This window comes from Bradyrhizobium denitrificans, from assembly GCF_013179005.1.
GTDB classification, from domain to species: Bacteria; Pseudomonadota; Alphaproteobacteria; order Rhizobiales; family Xanthobacteraceae; genus Bradyrhizobium; species Bradyrhizobium denitrificans.
In genome coordinates this window covers 157,318-174,961 of the sequence record NZ_JABFDP010000021.1, presented here as the reverse complement: position 1 = coordinate 174,961, position 17,644 = coordinate 157,318, and the positions used below count along the sequence as shown (strand labels likewise).

The 17,644-nt window shown below is 65.7% G+C and carries 15 protein-coding genes; 9 read left to right on the top strand and 6 right to left on the bottom strand.

Annotated features, from left to right (window positions below):
- Window positions 1-501: 501 nt before the first annotated feature.
- Window positions 502-771, bottom strand: coding sequence for a DUF2798 domain-containing protein (locus tag HL671_RS23965; RefSeq protein WP_172239302.1), 270 nt, complete (start codon window positions 769-771; stop codon window positions 502-504).
- A 1,412-nt stretch (window positions 772-2,183) separates the two neighbouring features.
- On the opposite strand from HL671_RS23965, the gene HL671_RS23960 reads away from it, so the two are divergent.
- The 7 genes from HL671_RS23960 (at window position 2,184) to HL671_RS23930 (ending at window position 10,717) form a co-directional block, all read left to right on the top strand.
- The gene (locus tag HL671_RS23960) at window positions 2,184-3,182 is read left to right on the top strand and encodes an MBL fold metallo-hydrolase (RefSeq protein ID WP_172239287.1); all 999 of its coding nucleotides are present in this window, start codon (window positions 2,184-2,186) and stop codon (window positions 3,180-3,182) included.
- A 108-nt stretch (window positions 3,183-3,290) separates the two neighbouring features.
- The gene (locus HL671_RS23955) at window positions 3,291-4,868 is read left to right on the top strand and encodes a pyrroloquinoline quinone-dependent dehydrogenase (RefSeq protein ID WP_012042526.1); all 1,578 of its coding nucleotides are present in this window, start codon (window positions 3,291-3,293) and stop codon (window positions 4,866-4,868) included.
- Between the two features lie 61 nt (window positions 4,869-4,929).
- Window positions 4,930-5,463 carry a c-type cytochrome gene (locus tag HL671_RS38970; protein ID WP_312010740.1) on the top strand — a complete coding sequence of 178 codons (534 nt, stop codon included), beginning with the start codon at window positions 4,930-4,932 and terminating at the stop codon, window positions 5,461-5,463.
- Window positions 5,464-5,542: 79 nt separating this feature from the next.
- A complete protein-coding gene (locus HL671_RS23945) occupies window positions 5,543-6,160 on the top strand; it encodes a glutathione S-transferase family protein (RefSeq protein WP_172239281.1) in 618 nt (205 codons plus the stop codon).
- Between the two features lie 117 nt (window positions 6,161-6,277).
- A complete protein-coding gene (locus HL671_RS23940) occupies window positions 6,278-6,868 on the top strand; it encodes a biliverdin-producing heme oxygenase (RefSeq protein ID WP_172239299.1) in 591 nt (196 codons plus the stop codon).
- Entirely contained in the window at window positions 6,865-9,393 is a 2,529-nt protein-coding gene (locus HL671_RS23935; protein ID WP_172239278.1) for an HWE histidine kinase domain-containing protein, read from the top strand. Before HL671_RS23940 ends, HL671_RS23935 begins: the two co-directional genes overlap by 4 nt.
- Before the next feature lie 289 nt (window positions 9,394-9,682).
- Window positions 9,683-10,717: a hypothetical protein gene (locus HL671_RS23930; RefSeq protein ID WP_172239275.1), complete on the top strand. Its 1,035-nt coding sequence runs from the start codon at window positions 9,683-9,685 to the stop codon at window positions 10,715-10,717.
- A 3-nt stretch (window positions 10,718-10,720) separates the two neighbouring features.
- On the opposite strand, the gene HL671_RS23925 is transcribed toward HL671_RS23930, so the two are convergent.
- Window positions 10,721-11,854, bottom strand: coding sequence for a site-specific DNA-methyltransferase (locus tag HL671_RS23925; RefSeq protein WP_172239272.1), 1,134 nt, complete (start codon window positions 11,852-11,854; stop codon window positions 10,721-10,723).
- A gap of 386 nt (window positions 11,855-12,240) precedes the next feature.
- Here HL671_RS23925 and ypfJ point away from each other — a divergent pair, with 386 nt between their 5' ends.
- Together ypfJ and moaB are read left to right on the top strand one after the other, a co-directional pair.
- Window positions 12,241-13,161, top strand: coding sequence for a KPN_02809 family neutral zinc metallopeptidase (gene ypfJ, locus HL671_RS23920; protein ID WP_041750549.1), 921 nt, complete (start codon window positions 12,241-12,243; stop codon window positions 13,159-13,161).
- 11 nt (window positions 13,162-13,172) lie between these two features.
- Window positions 13,173-13,733 carry a molybdenum cofactor biosynthesis protein B gene (gene moaB / locus HL671_RS23915; protein ID WP_012042534.1) on the top strand — a complete coding sequence of 187 codons (561 nt, stop codon included), beginning with the start codon at window positions 13,173-13,175 and terminating at the stop codon, window positions 13,731-13,733.
- A gap of 43 nt (window positions 13,734-13,776) precedes the next feature.
- On the opposite strand, the gene HL671_RS23910 is transcribed toward moaB, so the two are convergent.
- The 4 genes from HL671_RS23910 to HL671_RS23895 form a co-directional block, all read right to left on the bottom strand.
- Window positions 13,777-14,202, bottom strand: a complete 426-nt coding sequence (locus HL671_RS23910) for a hypothetical protein (protein WP_210264056.1) — start codon at window positions 14,200-14,202, stop codon at window positions 13,777-13,779.
- 142 nt (window positions 14,203-14,344) lie between these two features.
- Complete coding sequence (locus HL671_RS23905) at window positions 14,345-15,274, bottom strand: bifunctional helix-turn-helix transcriptional regulator/GNAT family N-acetyltransferase (protein ID WP_172239269.1); 930 nt, start codon at window positions 15,272-15,274, stop codon at window positions 14,345-14,347.
- A gap of 66 nt (window positions 15,275-15,340) precedes the next feature.
- A complete protein-coding gene (locus HL671_RS23900) occupies window positions 15,341-15,913 on the bottom strand; it encodes a glycosyltransferase family protein (protein ID WP_012042537.1) in 573 nt (190 codons plus the stop codon).
- A 123-nt stretch (window positions 15,914-16,036) separates the two neighbouring features.
- On the bottom strand, window positions 16,037-17,641 hold the full coding sequence (locus tag HL671_RS23895; RefSeq protein WP_172239266.1) for a PEP/pyruvate-binding domain-containing protein: 1,605 nt from the start codon (window positions 17,639-17,641) through the stop codon (window positions 16,037-16,039).
- Window positions 17,642-17,644: the final 3 nt, after the last annotated feature.

Here is a 17,644-nt window from a genome sequence, read left to right as displayed (position 1 = left end):
CTATGTCCCCGGGCTGAACAGCAGCGAAGCAATCCAGAGTCTGTCCTCGGCGGGATTCTGGATTGCGTCGCTGCGCTCGCAATGACGGCGAGGCGAGTTGCTGAGCTGGCGCCACGCACACCGCTGTCGTCCCCGGCCAAATGCGTCTCGACAACGCGCAGCGTCGGCCGGGATGCGCGCAGAGCCAGGACCCATACCCTCAGGGAGGGGGCGAAGCACAGGGAGCATTGGTATTTGCCTATCCCGACGGCCGCGGCGTATGGATCCCGGATCGGCGCCGCGCTGCTGCGCGTCGCGGCTTGTCCGGGACGGCAGCGGTGGATGAGGCGGAGTCACGGCTGAAACAGCGGCTTGAAGCAGCAAGAGAGACCGAGACATATGCTCGCGTTTTCGCGGCACCTCATGCCCGAGGCTTGCGATCTGTTCGTCCCTTGCGCGCGGGTGGGGAGTAAAACGGGGCCGCAGTTCGGCGGCCCCGCGTGCTCCGGTCAATTCGGCTTGTCAGTTCGGTTTGGGCGCCTCCACCACGAGCGCCACGATCCGCCGCACCAGCGGCAGGACAGCGAGCAGCGTGGGGAACGCGACGAGCCAGGAGATGGCCCACGCTGCGGGCCAGGTCGCGATGAACGCCTGCGTCGGTCCAAGACTCTTTAGCGTGGCAATAGCGGACACGACGAACGTCATCAGCACCGACAGTGTGAGTGGCATGACGACGGCCGCATAGCGCGCCGGCAGTTTTCTGCGCGTGCGCCGTTCAGCAGATGGCTTCATGATTATAGTTCCGGAATTCGATCGGTCGATCACGGGCAACGCGTCCTGCATTCCTCCGGATCGAGCCGATCCGTTGAATGCGTTGCCTGACGTGAGACGCTTACGGCGCGCATCAGCGCAGCGGGCATTTGATAGCGCGACAACGGGCCGGGCGCTAGCCAAAAGTCGGCACGCGTCGAAAATCGTCCATGCAGCGTCGGAGTTGCACAGGGCGCTCCGCCGATTACCGAGATCAGGTGAGACACGATAGTATGCGCGACAGTGACGGTGGGGTTTTGCATCAGTTCTAACGTGTCAGCTCGACTTATGGCGACGAATGGGTTTCGAACGAGTGCGACTTCCGACGGAGGCTTGGGCGAGTTCTGGTGGGGAGGCAACGGCAGCGCCGCTGCGTTCCGCTGTAGACGTGACTTCCGTTTTTCAGAAATTCTCTTGACTCTCCCCCCAAATCAGGTGTCTGATCCGCCACGTTCCGTCCCGGCAGGAGGGGCGTACGCGTCGTCACGAGACGCGGGGCGGGATGCGGTGGCTGCGACGGCGTCGTCAGGACGAGCGATGTCGACCGGTCTCGTGCAGCGTTACGACGGCTTGCCGGCGGAGAGCGGGTGCGAGGTCTTTCGCGGGCGTTGAAATCGTGTGGTCCTGGCATCCCGATGCTGATGCCAAGCGGGCGGTGATGATGATCCGCCGGTGACGGGGGCAAGACAGCCGGTCCCCGGGGAGATCACGTATAAAACGATAGCCCATCGCGCAGGGAATGCCGGATGTCCGGCTGGACCTGTGGTGACTGCCGCCTGCTTCTCTGTCTGCAGGCGGGCCATGGGTAGCGGCCAGCGCCCGGCATTCCCTGCGCCCTCCTCGATTACGAGGGTCCTTTCCGGCAACAGCTCGGGCGCGTCGCGCTGCGAGAGCGGTGAGGTCATGTCTGTCGTGTCGCTTCATCGATCGGCGGCAATCCTGTCCGCAGCGGCGCGGGTCGAACCTGCGGCAGATGGCAGGCGTTACGATATGCACGGAGGGAACCGGCGTCATGCCGGTTGCGGCGATCATGCCATGAGCAGCCGCCGGCGCCGCGTTGAGTTTCGCGACTGCAGCGCTGAAACATGTCGTACGCGACGTCTTTTTGATTGCCGTTCGCGCGGGGATGCAGATAGTCTTAGATTGTGGTGTCGGTATCTCGCACCCTTGGGTGTGCGCCGGCGAATGACGAGTTTTGCGGCAAGCGCTCAAGACGACGATGCGGGCCGTCGGCGGCAAGCCCGCAGATGCGGTTCGTCCGGCATTCGGCTCGGGCGGACGTTGGATTGAGCAACGGCGTCTCTTCGTTATGTCGGGGTGGCTATAGCGTTGCAGGACAGGGCTCGGACGAACAACGAGCCCGAAGAAACAACATCGGTTTTGGGGAGAGACGCATGACGAAAGCTGCAGGATACTCACGCCGGTCGATGCTGAGCCTCGGCGCGGCCGCTGGACTTTACGGACTGTCCGGAATCGCCGGTCCCAGCGCCCTCGCCAAGGGCCCGTTCCTCAACACGCAGGCGCCGACCTTCTTCCGCTTCAAGCTCGGCGCGGCCGAGGCCACCATCATCTCCGACGGCGTGCTGCCGCTCGGCGATCCCCATGCCGCGTTCCTCGGCATCTCCCCCGGCGATCTCGATTCGATGCTGACGAACAACTTCCTGCCGGTCGGCGCCGCGACGCTCGAGCAGAACATTCTCGTACTCAACACCGGCGACAAGATCATCATCTTCGACAACGGCATGGGTGTCTCGAAGCTGTTCGGCGACACCACCGGCAAGATGCTGCTGACCCTGAAGCAGGCCGGCATCGAGGCCAAGGACGTCGACGCGCTGGTGATGACGCATGCGCATATCGATCATTGCGGCGGCGTCATCGGACCCGACGGCAAGCCGAGCTTCCCCAATGCCGAGCTGTTCATCTCCGAGGCCGACTTCACCTATTGGACCGATGAGGCCAAGGTCGGCCCCAGTTACAAGGCGTTCTACGAGCAGGCGGTGCGCAATCTGCTTCCCGTGAAGGACCGCATCACCTTCTTCAAGGACGGCCAGGAGTTTCTGCCGGGCGTGCAGGCGATGTTCACGCCGGGCCATACGGTCGGGCATACGATCTTCCTGATCCAGTCCGGCAAGGACCAGCTCGCTTATATCGGCGACATCTCGCACCATCCGGTGCTGCTGATCGAGAAGCCGCTGATCGAGTTCGCCTATGACACCGATCCGAAACAGGCCGCCAAGACCCGCGTTCGCGTGCTCGACATGCTCGCGGCCAACCGGACGCGCATCCTCGGCTATCACTTCCCGTGGCCGGGAATCGGCCATATCGGCAAGTTCGGCGACGGCTTCCGTTACTACCCGACGGCGGTGCACACGATGGATGTCGCGCCGATCTGAGCAGAGCTTTGTCAGCCGTCTTTCTAATCGCGCCCGCGCCATGGGGGGCTGGCGACAGCCGCGGTCTGACGTCGCGCGCAGCGCTGCAAGGCAAGAGGGAGGGGAGCCGTGCACATCGGTAGGAAGAAGTCTCTGAGCTCGGGTGGGCTTGGCGTCGCCGCGCTGGCCGGGGTCGGTCTGCTGGTCCAGGCCACGCTGGTGCAGGCCGGGGCAGGCGTCGATTGGCCCGCCTACAACAACGACTATATGGGCCAGCGCTATCAGCGGCTGAAGCAGATCAACACCAGGAACGTGGCCGAGCTGAAGGAGGTCTGCCGGGTCCAGCTGCAGGAGGGCGGACCGTTCCAGACTGGCCCGGTCGTGATCGACGGCGTGATGTATGTGACCACGGCGCGCCTGACCTTCGCGCTGGACGCGGCCACCTGCAAGGAAAAATGGCGGCACGCTTACGAATCCGCGCGCGAGGATGTCTGGCCGGTGAATCGCGGCGTCGCCGTCATCAATGGCCGTGTCATTCGCGGCACCCCCGATGGTCATCTGCTGGCGCTCGATGCGCAGAGCGGTGCGCTGATCTGGCAGAACATGGTCGGCGATTCCCTGCTCGGCGAGTTCCTATCGGGCGCGCCGATCGGCTGGAACGGCCTCGTCTTCACCGCCACCGCGGGCTCCGACTGGGGCGTGCGCGGCCGCGTGCTGGCGTTCGACGTGCTGACCGGGCGCGAGGTCTGGCGCTTCGACACGATCCCGACCGGCGACCAGCCGGGGGCCGAGACCTGGCAGAACAAGAAGTCGGCGCTGACCGGCGGCGGCGGCTCCTGGTCGACGCTGTCGCTCGACATCACCACCGGGGAATTGTTCGTGCCGGTCGGCAATCCCGCGCCGGACATGTTCCCGGACTATCGTCCCGGCGACAATCTCTACACCGACTCCCTGGTCGTGCTCGACGCGCGCACCGGCGCGCTGAAATGGTATCACCAGGTCAAGGCCAATGACGGCATCGACCATGATCTCGGTGCCGCGCCGACCTTGTTCCGCTCGCCTGATATCCAGGACATCGTCGTGTTCGGCGGCAAGGATGGTTTTGTCACCGCGATCGACCGCGCGACGCGCAAGCCGATTTATCGCGTTCCGGTCACGACCATCGACAATGTCGCGGCGCGGCCGACGGATGCTGGCGTGCATGTCTGCCCCGGCCTGCTCGGCGGCGTCGAATGGAATGGCGGCAGCTACGACCCGGTCAACGGCGCGATCTATTTCGGCGCGGTCGATTGGTGCGGCACGTTCAAGAAGGGCGACGCCAAATATGTCGCCGGCGAGTTCTTCTTCGGCGGCGAGCCGACGCTCGACCCGCCGGACCAGGCCGCCGGCTGGGTCACCAGCCTCAATGCCGTGAGCGGTGAGGTGAAGTGGAAATACAAGGCGGCCAAGCCGGTCGTCAGCGGCATCACGTCGACATCGGGCGGCGTCGTGTTCGGTGGCGATACCGGCGGTAATTTCTTCGCGCTCGACAGCCAGACCGGCAAGCCGCTCTACACGCTGGCGACCCAGGGCATGATCGCCGGAGGCGTCGTCACCTACCAGGCCGGGGGCAAGCAATATGTCGCACTGACCTCCGGCAACGTCTCGCGCATCACCTTCGGCGAGCTCGGCAATCCGACGCTGATCGTTCTGGGGTTACCGAATTGAGGCGGTGGTGACAGCTATCGAAATTCACAAGCATCGACCATCGCAACGCGCGAACGCGTCAATGAGTGACTTGTCGTGCCCGGGCTTGACCCGGGCATCCACGTCTTTCTTTCAGCCTTCCGCAGACGTGGATGGCCGGGACAAGCCCGGCCATGATGGCTTGGAGAGATCCGGGCACAAACCAGATGCCTCATCGGCGTCAGCCAAAGGATCGTTGCTCCTCGTCAACTCGGTGATGGGTGCAGTCGCCGCCATGCTTGTCATCCTTGATGCGGCACCGGCCCGTTCAGCCTCCGACCTCGGCGAAGCCCAGTTCAGGAAAAACTGTGCGATGTGCCATTCGCTCGAGCCCGGCCGCAACAAGCTCGGGCCGTCGCTGTTCGGCGTGCTCGACCGCAGGGCCGGTACCGTGGCCGGGTTCAACTACTCCTCGGCCAACAAGAACTCCGGCCTGGTGTGGACGCGCGAGACGCTCGACGCCTATCTCGCCGATCCGCAGAAGATGGTGCCGGGCACGCTGATGGTGTTTCCCGGCATCAAGAATGGCGGCGACCGGCAGGCGCTGGTCGAGTTTCTCGCGAGCCAGCATGACTGAGGCGGCGCGCAGGTGTGGTCCAGGGTGGACGGCCGGGATCCGCGCGGCTAGGGTCGCCCATCATCTGTCAGGGATCACCATGCTCAAGCTCTATGTCGCGCCAGGCACCTGCGCGCTCGCCTCCCACATCGCGCTCGCCGAAACCGGCGCCGCCTACGCGATCGAGAAGCTCAGCTTCAAGACGAACCAGCAGAACAGCCCGGAGTATCTTGCGATCAATCCCAAGGGGCGGGTGCCGGCGCTGGTGACGGAGCAGGGCATCCTGACCGAGACGCCGGCGATGCTCGCTTATATCGCCCAGCGCTTCCCACAGGCGCGGCTTGCGCCGCTCGACGATATCTTCGCCTTTGCCGAGGTGCAGTCCTTCACCAGCTATCTCTGCTCGACGGTCCACATCGCCCACGCCCACAAGATGCGCGGCTATCGCTGGGCCAACGAGGAGTCGTCGTTCGCCGACATGAAGAAGAAGGTGCCGGAAACGATGGGCGCCTGCTTCGCGCTGATCGAGCAGAAGATGCTGCGCGCGCCGTGGGTGATGGGGGAGCAGTACACGATCTGCGATCCGTATCTGTTCACGATCGCGCAGTGGCTCGAAGGCGATGGGGTCGACATCAACGCGTTTCCGAAGGTCGCCGATCATTTCAAGCGCATGTCGGACCGGCCGGCCGTGCAGAAGGCGCTGGCGGAGCTGGCCTGACCGTTGTCGCCGCCATCATAAAAACTTTGCACAGGCGCAGGAACCCGCCCGCCCGACCGACGTTGCTTGAAGCCGTGGCGCGTGCCTGCGGTCGATCTCCTGTCCTGGGCCCCCTTGATGTTGCTGGCAGCCACTCCCGATGATCCCTTCTGCGCAACCAGCATCGGTATTCGCGAAACGCTGAAGGCGGCGACAGCCCCGGCACACCGCGCACTCGACGAGTGTCTGCGTCAGTTCGATCTCGCCACCATTGCGCATTATCGCCGGTTCCTGCAGGCGAGCGCGGCTGCGCTGCTGCCGCTGGAGCAGGCGCTCGAGCGGGCCGGCGTTGCCGGAATGGTCGATGATTGGGCGGAGCGGCGGCGCAGCGAGGCGATCAGGGCCGATGTCGCCGCGCTCCACGGCAGCATTGCCCCGGTCGCGCTGTCGATGCCCGCGCTCGACCGGCCATCCGTGCTGGGGGCGCTGTATGTCCTGGAGGGATCGCGGCTGGGCGCGAGCTATCTGTTGCGCGTCGTCGCCGCATCGGCTGATCCGCGCGCCAGAGGCGCAACCCGCTATCTCCGCCATGGCGCTGGCAAGGGGCTGTGGCGCAGCTTCCTGGGCCAGCTTGCACAAGAGCCGGTCACGTCGAGCAATCAAGTCCGAATGATCGCGAGTGCGCGCGAGGTGTTCGCGGTGTTTGCGATGGCGATGGCCTCGGCATGAACGAGCAGGTCAATCTCACCAATTGCGATCGTGAGCCGATCCATGTTCCCGGCAGCGTCCAGCCGTTCGGCTTTCTGCTGGCGCTGGTGTCCGACTTCACCATCTGCATGGCCTCGGAGAACGCGCCCGACTATCTCGGCGGCGATATCGGGGGGCTGCTGCAGAAGCCGATTGCGGCGGTGCTGTCACCGGCCGGGGTGGCTGCGATCCGGTCGCGGGTCGATTATCTGAGCGGTCCCGATGCGGTCGAGCGCATGTTCGGCATCGATCTGCTCGGCAAGGGCCGGCTGTTCGATCTCGCCATTCACTTCTCCGGCGCCTATCTGGTCGTCGAGGCCGAACCGAGCCTGATCGAGTCCGGGGCGAATTCCGGCGAACTGGTGCGGCTGATGCTGGGCCGCATTCGCAAGACAACGAGCATGGCCGATCTCGCCCAGGAGGCGGCGCGGCAGCTCAAGCTGCTGACGGGTTTCGACCGCGTCATGGTCTACCGCTTCCATCCCGACGGCTCCGGCGAGGTGATCGCGGAGGTTGCCGGGCCGGGTCTGGAGCCGTTCCTCGGGCTGCATTACCCCGCATCCGACATTCCAAGGCAGGCGCGGCAGCTCTATCAGCGCAATTGGCTGCGCATCATCGCCGACATCAACGCCGCGCCCGCGCCGCTGCTCTCGACGCCCGTGCATAATGCCGGTCTGCTCGACCTGTCGATGAGTGTGCTGCGCGCCGTCTCGCCCATTCACATCGAATATCTGCGCAACATGGGCGTGGCAGCCTCGATGTCGGTCTCCATTCTGCGTGACGGCAAATTGTGGGGGTTGTTCGCCTGTCATCATTACGCGCCGCATCATCTGTCGTTCGAGAAGCGCACGGCCGCCGAGCTGTTCGGCCAGATGTATTCCTGGCTGCTCGAGGCGCGCGAGCGTGAGACCGACATCGCCTATGAGACGCGCGCGCATCACATCCAGGAGCGATTGATCGAGCGCGCCGCCGCGCAGGCGCACAGCAAGCGCGCCATTCTCGATTTCGTCGCCGACTACCGGCAGATGATCGAATGCGACGGCATCGCCGTCTGGTCCGACGACGAGATCACGCTCGACGGCGAGACGCCGACCGAGGCGGAGGTGCAGGATCTGATCGGCTTCATCAACCGGACGTCGCCGGGGCGGATCTGCGCCAGTGCCGAGATCGCGAAGATCTACGCCGCCGGCGAGGCGTTTCGCGCGCGCGCCGCCGGCTTCCTGGCGATTCCGATCTCGCGGACGCCGCGCGACTGCCTGATCTTCTTTCGTCGCGAGATGCTGCGCTCGGTCAACTGGGCGGGCGATCCCCACAAGACCTACTCCGAGGGGCCGCTCGGGGCGCGGCTCACGCCGCGCAAGAGCTTCGAACTGTGGCAGCAGACCGTGGCCGGGCAGGCGAAGCCGTGGACCGCGGCCGATCTGCGCATTGCCGAGAGCCTCCGCGTGACACTGCTAGAAGTGATCCTGCAACTGTCGGAGCTCGCCGCGCGCGAGCGCCGTGGCGCGCAGGAGCGGCAGGAGCTGATGATCGCCGAGCTCAACCACCGCGTCCGCAACATCCTCAGTCTCGTGCGCGGACTGGTCGCGCAGAGCAAGGACACGGCGAATTCGGTCGAGGAGTTTGCCGCCATCCTGGGCGGACGGATCCAGGCCTTGGCGCGTGCGCATGACCAGATCACGAATCTGAACTGGGCGCCGGTGGCGCTGCGTCATCTGCTGGAGTCGGAGGCGGGTGCCTATCTCGGTGCGCGGGCAGGGCGGGTGCGGATGGAGGGACCCGACGTCGCGCTCGACCCCAAGGCGTTCGCGACGCTCGCACTCGTCGTGCACGAGATGATGACCAACTCAGCGAAATACGGCGCGCTGGCCGACTCCACGGGGCAGGTGCAGGTGATCTGGCGTCTCGATCCCGGCGCAAGCCTGGTGATCGACTGGAAGGAAAGCGGCGGACCGCCGGTGCAGCCGCCGTCGCGCCGCGGTTTCGGCACCACCATCATCGAGCGCTCGGTGCCGTTCGATCTCAAGGGCGACGCCGAGATCCGTTTCGATCTGCTCGGAGTTCAGGCCCGCTTTGTCATTCCCGCCAATTTCGTTCAGATCGTGCCGGCGATCACCGGCGCTCCGGCGCATCATCACGCGAAGCAGGAGTCGGCGCGATTGTCCGGCACCGTGCTGATCGTCGAGGACAATCTGATCATCGCAATGGGAGCCGAGGTGATCTTGCTTGAACTCGGCGCGCGCCACGTCGAGACGGCGGCCTCGGTCAATCACGCGCTGAAGGCGATCGAACGGGCGCTGCCAAGCTTCGCTTTGCTCGATATCAACCTTGGCGCGGAGAGCAGTCTCCCTGTCGGATACAGGTTGAAAGAGCTGGGTGTGCCCTTCATGTTCGCCACCGGCTATGGCGAGCGCGCGCCGCTTCCGGCCGAACTGTCGGACGCGCCGATTGTTCAGAAGCCGTACACGCGCGAACTGATCGAAAAGGCGTTGTCAAAGTTCAAGTGAACGCCGGAGGGCGGTACGCGACGTGTCGCGGCGGCTATCGGACAACATGAATCGGTGGATACGCCGCTCACATCCGCGTGTTGTCCCGACCGGAACGTTGCAGGACGGCGACCGCCACGTGGGATATTCCAGCTGTTGCTGCGACAAAACAGCCCAAAAAAATTAGAACGTATCAAAAGGACACCGCCGTTCTAACATTGTTTCGACAAATGGAACCTCCGCAGCCTTATTCCGAACGAAGTCATCGTCGAAACGGCGGATCGGGGCGTGTTCAATCGTCGGAGGTCTGATGACGAAGCGAACGACGAGTTTGTTGCCGTGCGTCGCTGTCGCCGTGTTGGCGGGAGTGGCTGCGACAACGATCGAGTTTCAACCGGCATCGGCTGCTGACGAATGCCTGACCAAGCCGAAGGAGACTCCGGCAGGCAAGCATTGGTTCTACCGGATCGATCGCACGACGAAGAAGCAGTGTTGGTATCTCCGCGATGACGACCGCGCGTCACAGGGCGCCTCGCTCGTGACGCGGAAATTGGCCTCGCATCGCGATCGTACAGAGCTGTCGCAGTCGGCCGCCGATGCGCGGGCGGAAATCCAGCCGTCGCCGAGCCAGGCTGCTGACGATGTCAAGGTCACGTCGTCGACCCCGAGCGCTGCCGCCCGGTCTTCGGCAATGTTCCCGCCGGTTGCCGCTGCGTCGGTTGTCACGCCGCCTGCGGCAATGGCGCCCGCAGCCGCCGCGCCGACGAATGCTGCTCCGGCCGCCGCGGTGGCCGACTCGGCCGCCGGCGATTCGGCGCTCACATCGCGCTGGCCGGATTCGTCAGGCACATTGCAGGCGCAGCCGGCGCCGGCACCGCGTTCGAATTCCTATACGCTTGCTGCGGCGTCAAGCGACGCTGGTCCGGCCGAGACCGTCGCGCCCACGGCGTCGTCCCAGACCGTGGCCGAGGCTGCGCCGACGGCGTCGACCGGCGCGGGGCTTGACGACCCGGCGCGGACGCGGCTGTTCGCGTTCCTCGGTGCCGTCGCCGTCGCCGGCTTTTCGACGAGCGTGCTGCTCGCGCGCGCCCGCGCCAAGCGGCAGCTGCGCCTCGAGCCGGTGGCCGCGCGGCGCGTGGCCCGCTGGCCGGCCGAGCCGGAGCTCGATCGGATGCATCTGCCGCCGGTGGATCGATTCCATCCGGCACTGGCGCGCGGCGAACAGCCGGTCAAGCGCGTGTCGCAGGTCTCGATGGTGCCGCGCGACGACGTCCGCTATGACGATCAGTACGAGGTCGAGGATCTCCTGGCGCGCTATTCCGGCCAGGCACGCCGGAAGTCTTGAGCGTCAGGCCGCGGACATCTCGGCGCGGATCTCGGCGCGAAGCTCGTCGATCAGCTTGAGGCCGCGCGTCGTCTCCACGTGCCAGAACGTCCAGCCGTTGCAGGCCGGCAGCCCCTGGGCGACCGCGCCGATGCGGTGGATCGAACCGACCTTGTCGCCCAGCATGATGGCCCCATCGGCGCGCACCAGCGCGCCGTGGCGCCGCTTGGAGTCGACGAGCTTCGTGCCCGGCGAGATCATGCCGCGCTCGATCAGCTCGGAGAAGGCGACACGCGGCGCCTCGCGCGCGGTCATGAACGGCGCCAGCGTCGCCTCGGGCAGCGGCTCGACGGCGGCGATGCGCCGCTCGGCAGCCTCGGCATAGGTCTTGTCGCGCTCGAAGCCGATGTAACGGCGACCGAGACGTTTTGCCACGGCGCCGGTCGTGCCGGTGCCGTTGAACGGATCGATCACGAGATCGCCGGGCTTCGACGATGACAGCAGCACCCGCGCCAGCAGGCCTTCCGGCTTCTGTGTCGGATGGACTTTCTTGCCGTCCGCATCCTTCAGCCGCTCCTCGCCGGTGCACAGCGGGATCAGCCAGTCCGAGCGCGCCTGCACGTCCTCGTTGGAGGCCTTCAGCGCTTCGTAATTGAACGTGTAGCCCTTCGCCTTCTCGTCGCGCGCCGCCCAGATCATGGTCTCGTGCGCATTGGTGAAGCGGCGGCCGCGGAAGTTCGGCATCGGGTTGGATTTGCGCCACACGATGTCGTTGAGGATCCAGAAGCCGAGATCCTGCATGATCGCGCCGACGCGGAAAATGTTGTGATAGGAGCCGATCACCCAGATCGTCGCGCTCGGCTTCATCAGGCGCCGCGCGGCGAGCAGCCAGGCGCGCGTGAAGTCGTCATAGGCGGCGAAGGAGGAGAACTTGTCCCAATCGTCGTCGACCGCATCGACCTGCGATTCGTCGGGACGCTTGAGCTCACCCTTGAGCTGCAGATTGTATGGCGGATCTGCAAACACCAGGTCGACGGATGCGCCTGGCAGTTTCGACATCTCGGCGACGCAGTCGCCGACGATGATTCGTTGCTCTTCAAGAGTCTGAAATTTAGTGCGGGGCGCCCTTGCAGACGCCCCGCGACGCGACTCAACCATGACTCAAGAACTCTGACTCAGGCGACGCTGTCGGCGACGCGGGACCTAACAACCGACTGCCCACACATTGACCCGGCAAAGTAAAAATGGACTTAATCGGGAAAATTTTTCGCATCTCAGCGCATGTTTTCATCACGCGCATGAGCGATGAAGAGCGGCCCGACCACGCGCGGCATCAGCCGCGCAACGCGACGATCGCGAAGGGTTTTTCGCGATGCTGCGCGCGAAAAGCGGTGCCAGCGGGTGCGGCGCCTGCGGCGGTTGATTTGCCGGCGCTAGGCAAAATTTGCCGGCCGGGTTATTGATTAACACAGTGGAAATTTTACCTGTTTGCCGCGTTGGCCATTTCGCGCAGAGCCGCGCAAGAATCGTGAGGAAAAGCCGCCATGCGTTACGATGATTTCCGTCGCAGCGACGACATCGACGACCGTCGCGACGAAGGCGGCGGGATGGGCGGCGGTATGGGTCTGCCGATCGGCGGCGGCGGGCTCGGCATCGGCACGATCATCGTGCTCGGCCTGATCGGCTACGCCTTCGGCATCGATCCGCGCATCCTGATCGGAGGAGCCGAGATGCTGAGCCATGGCAGCGCGCCGAGCTATCAGGCCGATCGCCGCTCGCCCGGTAAGACCGGGGCGCCGAAAGACGAGATGGGCGACATGATCGCCGGCGTCCTCGGCGAGATCGACGATCGCTGGAGCGAGATCTTCCAGGCCAGCGGCCAGAGCTATACCGGGCCGAAGATCGTGCTGTTCCGCAACAGCACCAATGGCGGCCGCTGCGGCATGGCGCAGTCGGCGATGGGGCCATTCTATTGCCCGCCGGACCGGCAGATCTTCCTCGACACCAGCTTCTTCCGCGAGGTGGAGACGCGCTTCCGCGGCTGCTCGGGCAACGCCTGCAAGTTCACGGCGGCCTACATCATCGCGCATGAAGCCGGACACCACGTGCAGAATCTGCTCGGTATCCTGCCGCGCGTGACGCGGATGCAGCAGCAGGTCGGCAGCAAGGCCGAAGCGAACGCGCTGCAGGTCAAGGTCGAACTGCAGGCCGACTGCCTCTCCGGCGTCTGGGTCAATCGCGAGGAGAAGAAGCGCCCGGGTTTCATCGAGGAGGGCGACATCGACGCCGCGCTGACCACCGCCTCCGCGATCGGCGACGACACGCTGCAGCGGAAGGCGACCGGGCGCGTGGTGCCGGATTCGTTCACCCACGGCTCGGCCGCACAGCGCAAGCGCTGGTTCATGGTCGGCTACCAGCAGGGCACGGTGCAGGCCTGCAATACATTCGGCGCCAATTCGCTGTAAGGAGTCGCGTGATGGCGATCGACGAGAGCAAGAGCTTCATCCCCCTCAACATCGCCGTGCTGACGGTGTCGGACACGCGTTCGCTCGCCGACGACAAGTCGGGCACGACCCTGAGCGACCGCTTGACTGCCGCAGGTCACAGACTGGCCGCGCGCGAAATCGTCACCGACGACGTCGAGAAGATCCGCACCGTGGTGCGGGCGTGGATCGCCGATCCCGGAGTCGACGTCATCATCACCACTGGCGGCACCGGCTTCACCGGTCGCGACGTCACACCGGAAGCGATCGAGCCGCTGTTCGAGAAGCGCATGGACGGCTTCTCGATCGCCTTCCATCTGCTGAGCCACGCCAAGATCGGCACCTCGACCATCCAGAGCCGCGCCACCGCGGGCGTCGCCGGCGCCACCTATATCTTCTGCCTGCCGGGATCCCCCGGCGCGTGCCGCGACGGCTGGGACGGCATCCTCGCCGCGCAACTGGATTACCGTACTCGGCCCTGCAATTTCGTCGAGATCATGCCGCGGCTGGACGAGCACCTGCGCCGGCCGAAAGCGCAAGGCGCGACGGCGTAGGGGCGCGCCGCCAGCACGAGACGGCCGGGCGGAGAGGTCAATCTCAACGCGTTGGCACGAATTCGAACGCGCCACCGCCTTCGATCGCCGCGCCGACCAGTCCTCCGACTACATTGGCTGCGTAATTCTTTGTTCGTGGTACGACGACCATCTTGTAGGTCTTTCCCGGAACAGCGGTGAAGCGATAGCTCGATGATCCCGGCGTGGACCAGGTCGACACCTTGATCTCCGTGGGGCCGGGGGCGATCGGACCGTTGAAGCTCTCGCCACGGCCGAGGCTCGCCACCTTCGTGCCGTTGATCTCGATCGCGGCCGGCGCGGCCAGAAAAAGCAGATCTGTCGAACGCGTGATGGCGACGGTCGCGCTGCCTTTGGGCGCGGCGTGAGCCGCTGTCGAGGCGGCATCTGCGACGGCAAGCACTGCGACTGCCAACAGCGCGGCCGCAATGGATCGACGCGAGAGTCTCATGGTTCAGATGCCCCCGTTCACATGCCTTCGAAAACGCCGGGCACACGACGTCGATATTGGAACTAATCAATCCCGAGATGAGTGTAGTTGTAGTCGGTGCGTTGAATTGCCTGCGGTTGAGCTCGTCGCCGGCGGCGCAGCGTTACAGTGTCAACGTCCAGGTCTCGCCGATGAGCTCGACGCCGAACGAGGCGTGCGGCTCCTCCGCGATCTTGCGGAAGCCGGCCCGAGCGTAGATGTCCCGCGCGGTGGTGAGAATGCTCTGTGTCCACAGCTCGATGGTCTTGTAGTGCCTGTCCCGGGCGAAGCGGATGCATTGTTCTGTCAGCGCCCGGCCGACGCCCAGCCCCCGGGCCTTCTTTTCGACCAGCAGCAGCCGTAGCTTGGCGATGTCGTCGCTGCCCTTGACCAGGAAGATCGAGCCGACCGGCTCGCCGGCGAGCTCGGCGATCCAGCAGTGCTCGCGGTCCGCATCGTAGGACCGGAGGAACTGCGCGCCGATCTCGGCGACCAGCGCCTCGAAACTGGCGTCCCAGCCATATTCCTCCGTATAGACGGCGCCGTGCCGCGAGATCACCCAGCCGATGTCGCCGGCGCGATGGCTGCGCAGCAGAACGGCTGGACGCGTCTGCGACGGCGGCTCCAGCAGGTCTTCGATCGTGGCCATTGCGCCGACGAGCCGCTGGCGCGAGGGCGCCGGCAGGTCCGCGAGCATTGCAGCGATTTCCTGCTGCGAGCTGCGGTCGAGCTTGGCAAAGGCCTGGCGTCCCTTGGCGGTGAGGCTGAGCTGCTGCTGCCGGCGGTCCGATGGCAGCGGCGTGCGGCTGATCAGGCCCTTCTCGTCGAAGCTCTGCACGATGCGGCTGAGATAGCCGGCGTCGAGACCAAGAAGAACGCCGATTTCCTTGGCGGTGGTCGTCTCGCGATGAGCGAGCTCATAGAGCACCCGCGCTTCGGCGAGCGAAAACGGACTGTCGAGCAGGTGCTGGTCGAGCGCGCCGAGCTTCCGCGTGTAGAAGCGGTTGAAAGCGCGAACGGCGGCGACGGAGTGGTCGGTCGGCTGAGCAGGCATGGTGCACCCTTTTCAATGCTTGCCATTGTCAACAAATCTGTTGACGTTGGCAAGTATTGTTTGGGGCTAGACCATGACGATCCGGCTGCGCAGCGTGGTGCGGGAGGCGCGGCCGAGCTGTCGCAACAGTCGCGTTTCGGCGCGTTTGGAGTCGGGCCTGTAGCCGCCGACCTGGCGGTAATGCTCGCGCGCGATCAGCAGGCCCTGGTCGCCCAGCGGGCCGATCACGACCCGTGCGACCGCCCGCAGGCGGTCGCGCAGGCTCACATTGGCGTAGGGGGAGAGGGCATAGCGGAACACGCCCGCGCGCGGCCGTCCGGCCGCTGCCACGCTCTGCACGAACTGCATGGTCTCATCGATCCAGCCGGGATCCAGCACGGCGCCTGCCGGCAGAAACATCAGCCAGGGCGCGCGCGCCTGCGCGGCACCGGCCGCGAGTGCGGCGGCGGGCGAGCCCAGGAACGTCATGAAGTTGCAGCCGGCGACGTCGGCGACGCGTTCCATGACGCTGGGGTCGGGAGAACGGTCGACCAGCAGCACCTCGCTGACCACGCCAGCGGCTGCTCCCGGCACCAGCGCGGAGAGGGTCGCGACCACCGGCTGTTCGGCTCCCTCGGTCGGGATGATCACGCTCAACATAGGCCTGGCATCGTTGTTTTCAGCACCTCTGCCAGAGTTGTTATCACTTTGTCATATGCAAATCAGCCCGTTGCAGTGCGGAATTTTGCGGCACCCCGGACGGAGTACCGCACGGAGCGAATGTCACGCCGACAGCCGTCGGACGGGCTGCAGGTCACCGCGGCGCCAGGCCGCGACCTCGGCGAGCTCGGCGTCCGGACGCGCGGTCACGATCTCCAGGCGGCCGCAATAGACGCGGCCCTGATCGCCGTCGATCGTGACCCAGTCGCCTCTGGCAATCGCGGTCGTGCCGAGCAAGGCACGCTCAGCGCCGCCGCTGACCGTCAATGCGGGACATCCGACGATGCAGGGCCGACCGAGCTGGCGCGCCACCAGCGCCGCATGCGCGGTGCGCGCACCGACCGTCGTCACGACGCCCGCGGCCGCCGCGAAGCCGGCGATATCGGCGGTCGAGGTGTCCGGGCGCATCAGGATGACCGGCTCGCCGCTGTCGGCCAGACGCTTTGCGGATTCCGAATCGAAGGCCGCGCGCCCCACCGCGATCCCGCCCGACGCCGCAATGCCGGTCGCGGCGGGTTCGCCGGCTGCGACCAGCGACGTCTCGACGAGTTGCTCCAGATCGATCTCTTCCAGACGCTGCAACGCCTGCTGCGGCGAGATCACCCGCTCATGCACTAAGTCGACGGCGATCTTCAGTGCCGCACGGGGGGTGCGCTTGGCGGCGCGGGTCTGCAGAATCCACAAGCGGCCGTCTTCGACGGTGAACTCGACATCCTGGACGTCGCCGAATTCCGTTTCGAGCCGTCGCAGCACCGCGACGAGCTCGGTCCGCAGGTTCGGCAAGGCGCGCGCGATGGTCTCCTCGCTGTCCGGCGTGCGGCGTCCGGACACGACATCCTCGCCTTGGGCGTCGAGGACAAGGTCGATCATCGGCAGTTTGGCCCCGGTCGAAGGATCGCGCGAGAACGCGACGCCGGCCCCCGAGGCGAGGCCGCCATTGCCGAACACCATGGCCTGTACCGTGACGGCGGTGCCCGGCAGGTGTTCGAGATTTTGCAGCTTGCGATAGGTCTGTGCGCGTTCGCTGGCCCACGACTGATAGACGGCGCGGGCCGCGGCATGGAGCTGGCCTTCGGCATCCTCCAGCCAGCCGTCGCTGCCGGTCTCGACCAGTGCCTGCTCGTCGGCGGCCAGCCGCGCGATGGCTTCGCTGTCCAATTCGCGGTCCGTGGCGACGCCCTCCTGCGTCACCAGATCGCGGCACAGCGCCGTCAGTCGCGTGGCCTCAAGGCCGAGGACGGTTTCAGAGAAGCTCTCGATCAGCCGGCGGCGGCAGTCGAAGGCGAGGCGCGGCCGTCCGGTGCTGCGCATCAGGCCGCGCGCGGCGGCTGACGTGCAGCCGACATTGAGGACGGTGTCGAGCATGCCGGGCATCGATCGCGCCGCGCCGGAGCGGACCGAGACCAGCAACGGCTGGCGATGATCGCCGAAGACGCGGCCGGTCGCCTGTTCCAGAAAGCGAATGCCGCTGCGCAGGCCGTCGCGTAGCCGCTGCTCGGCATCGGCCTGATTGGCGATGATGTCGGCACAGAGATCCACGGGAAGCACGAAAGCGGGCGGCACCGGCAGTCCCAGCGCGGCCATCCGGGCGAGATTGGCGGCCTTGGCGCCGACCGTTTCAGCCGAGCAGGGGACGGTGTCTTTGCCGAAGATGCGGACGATGGACATGGC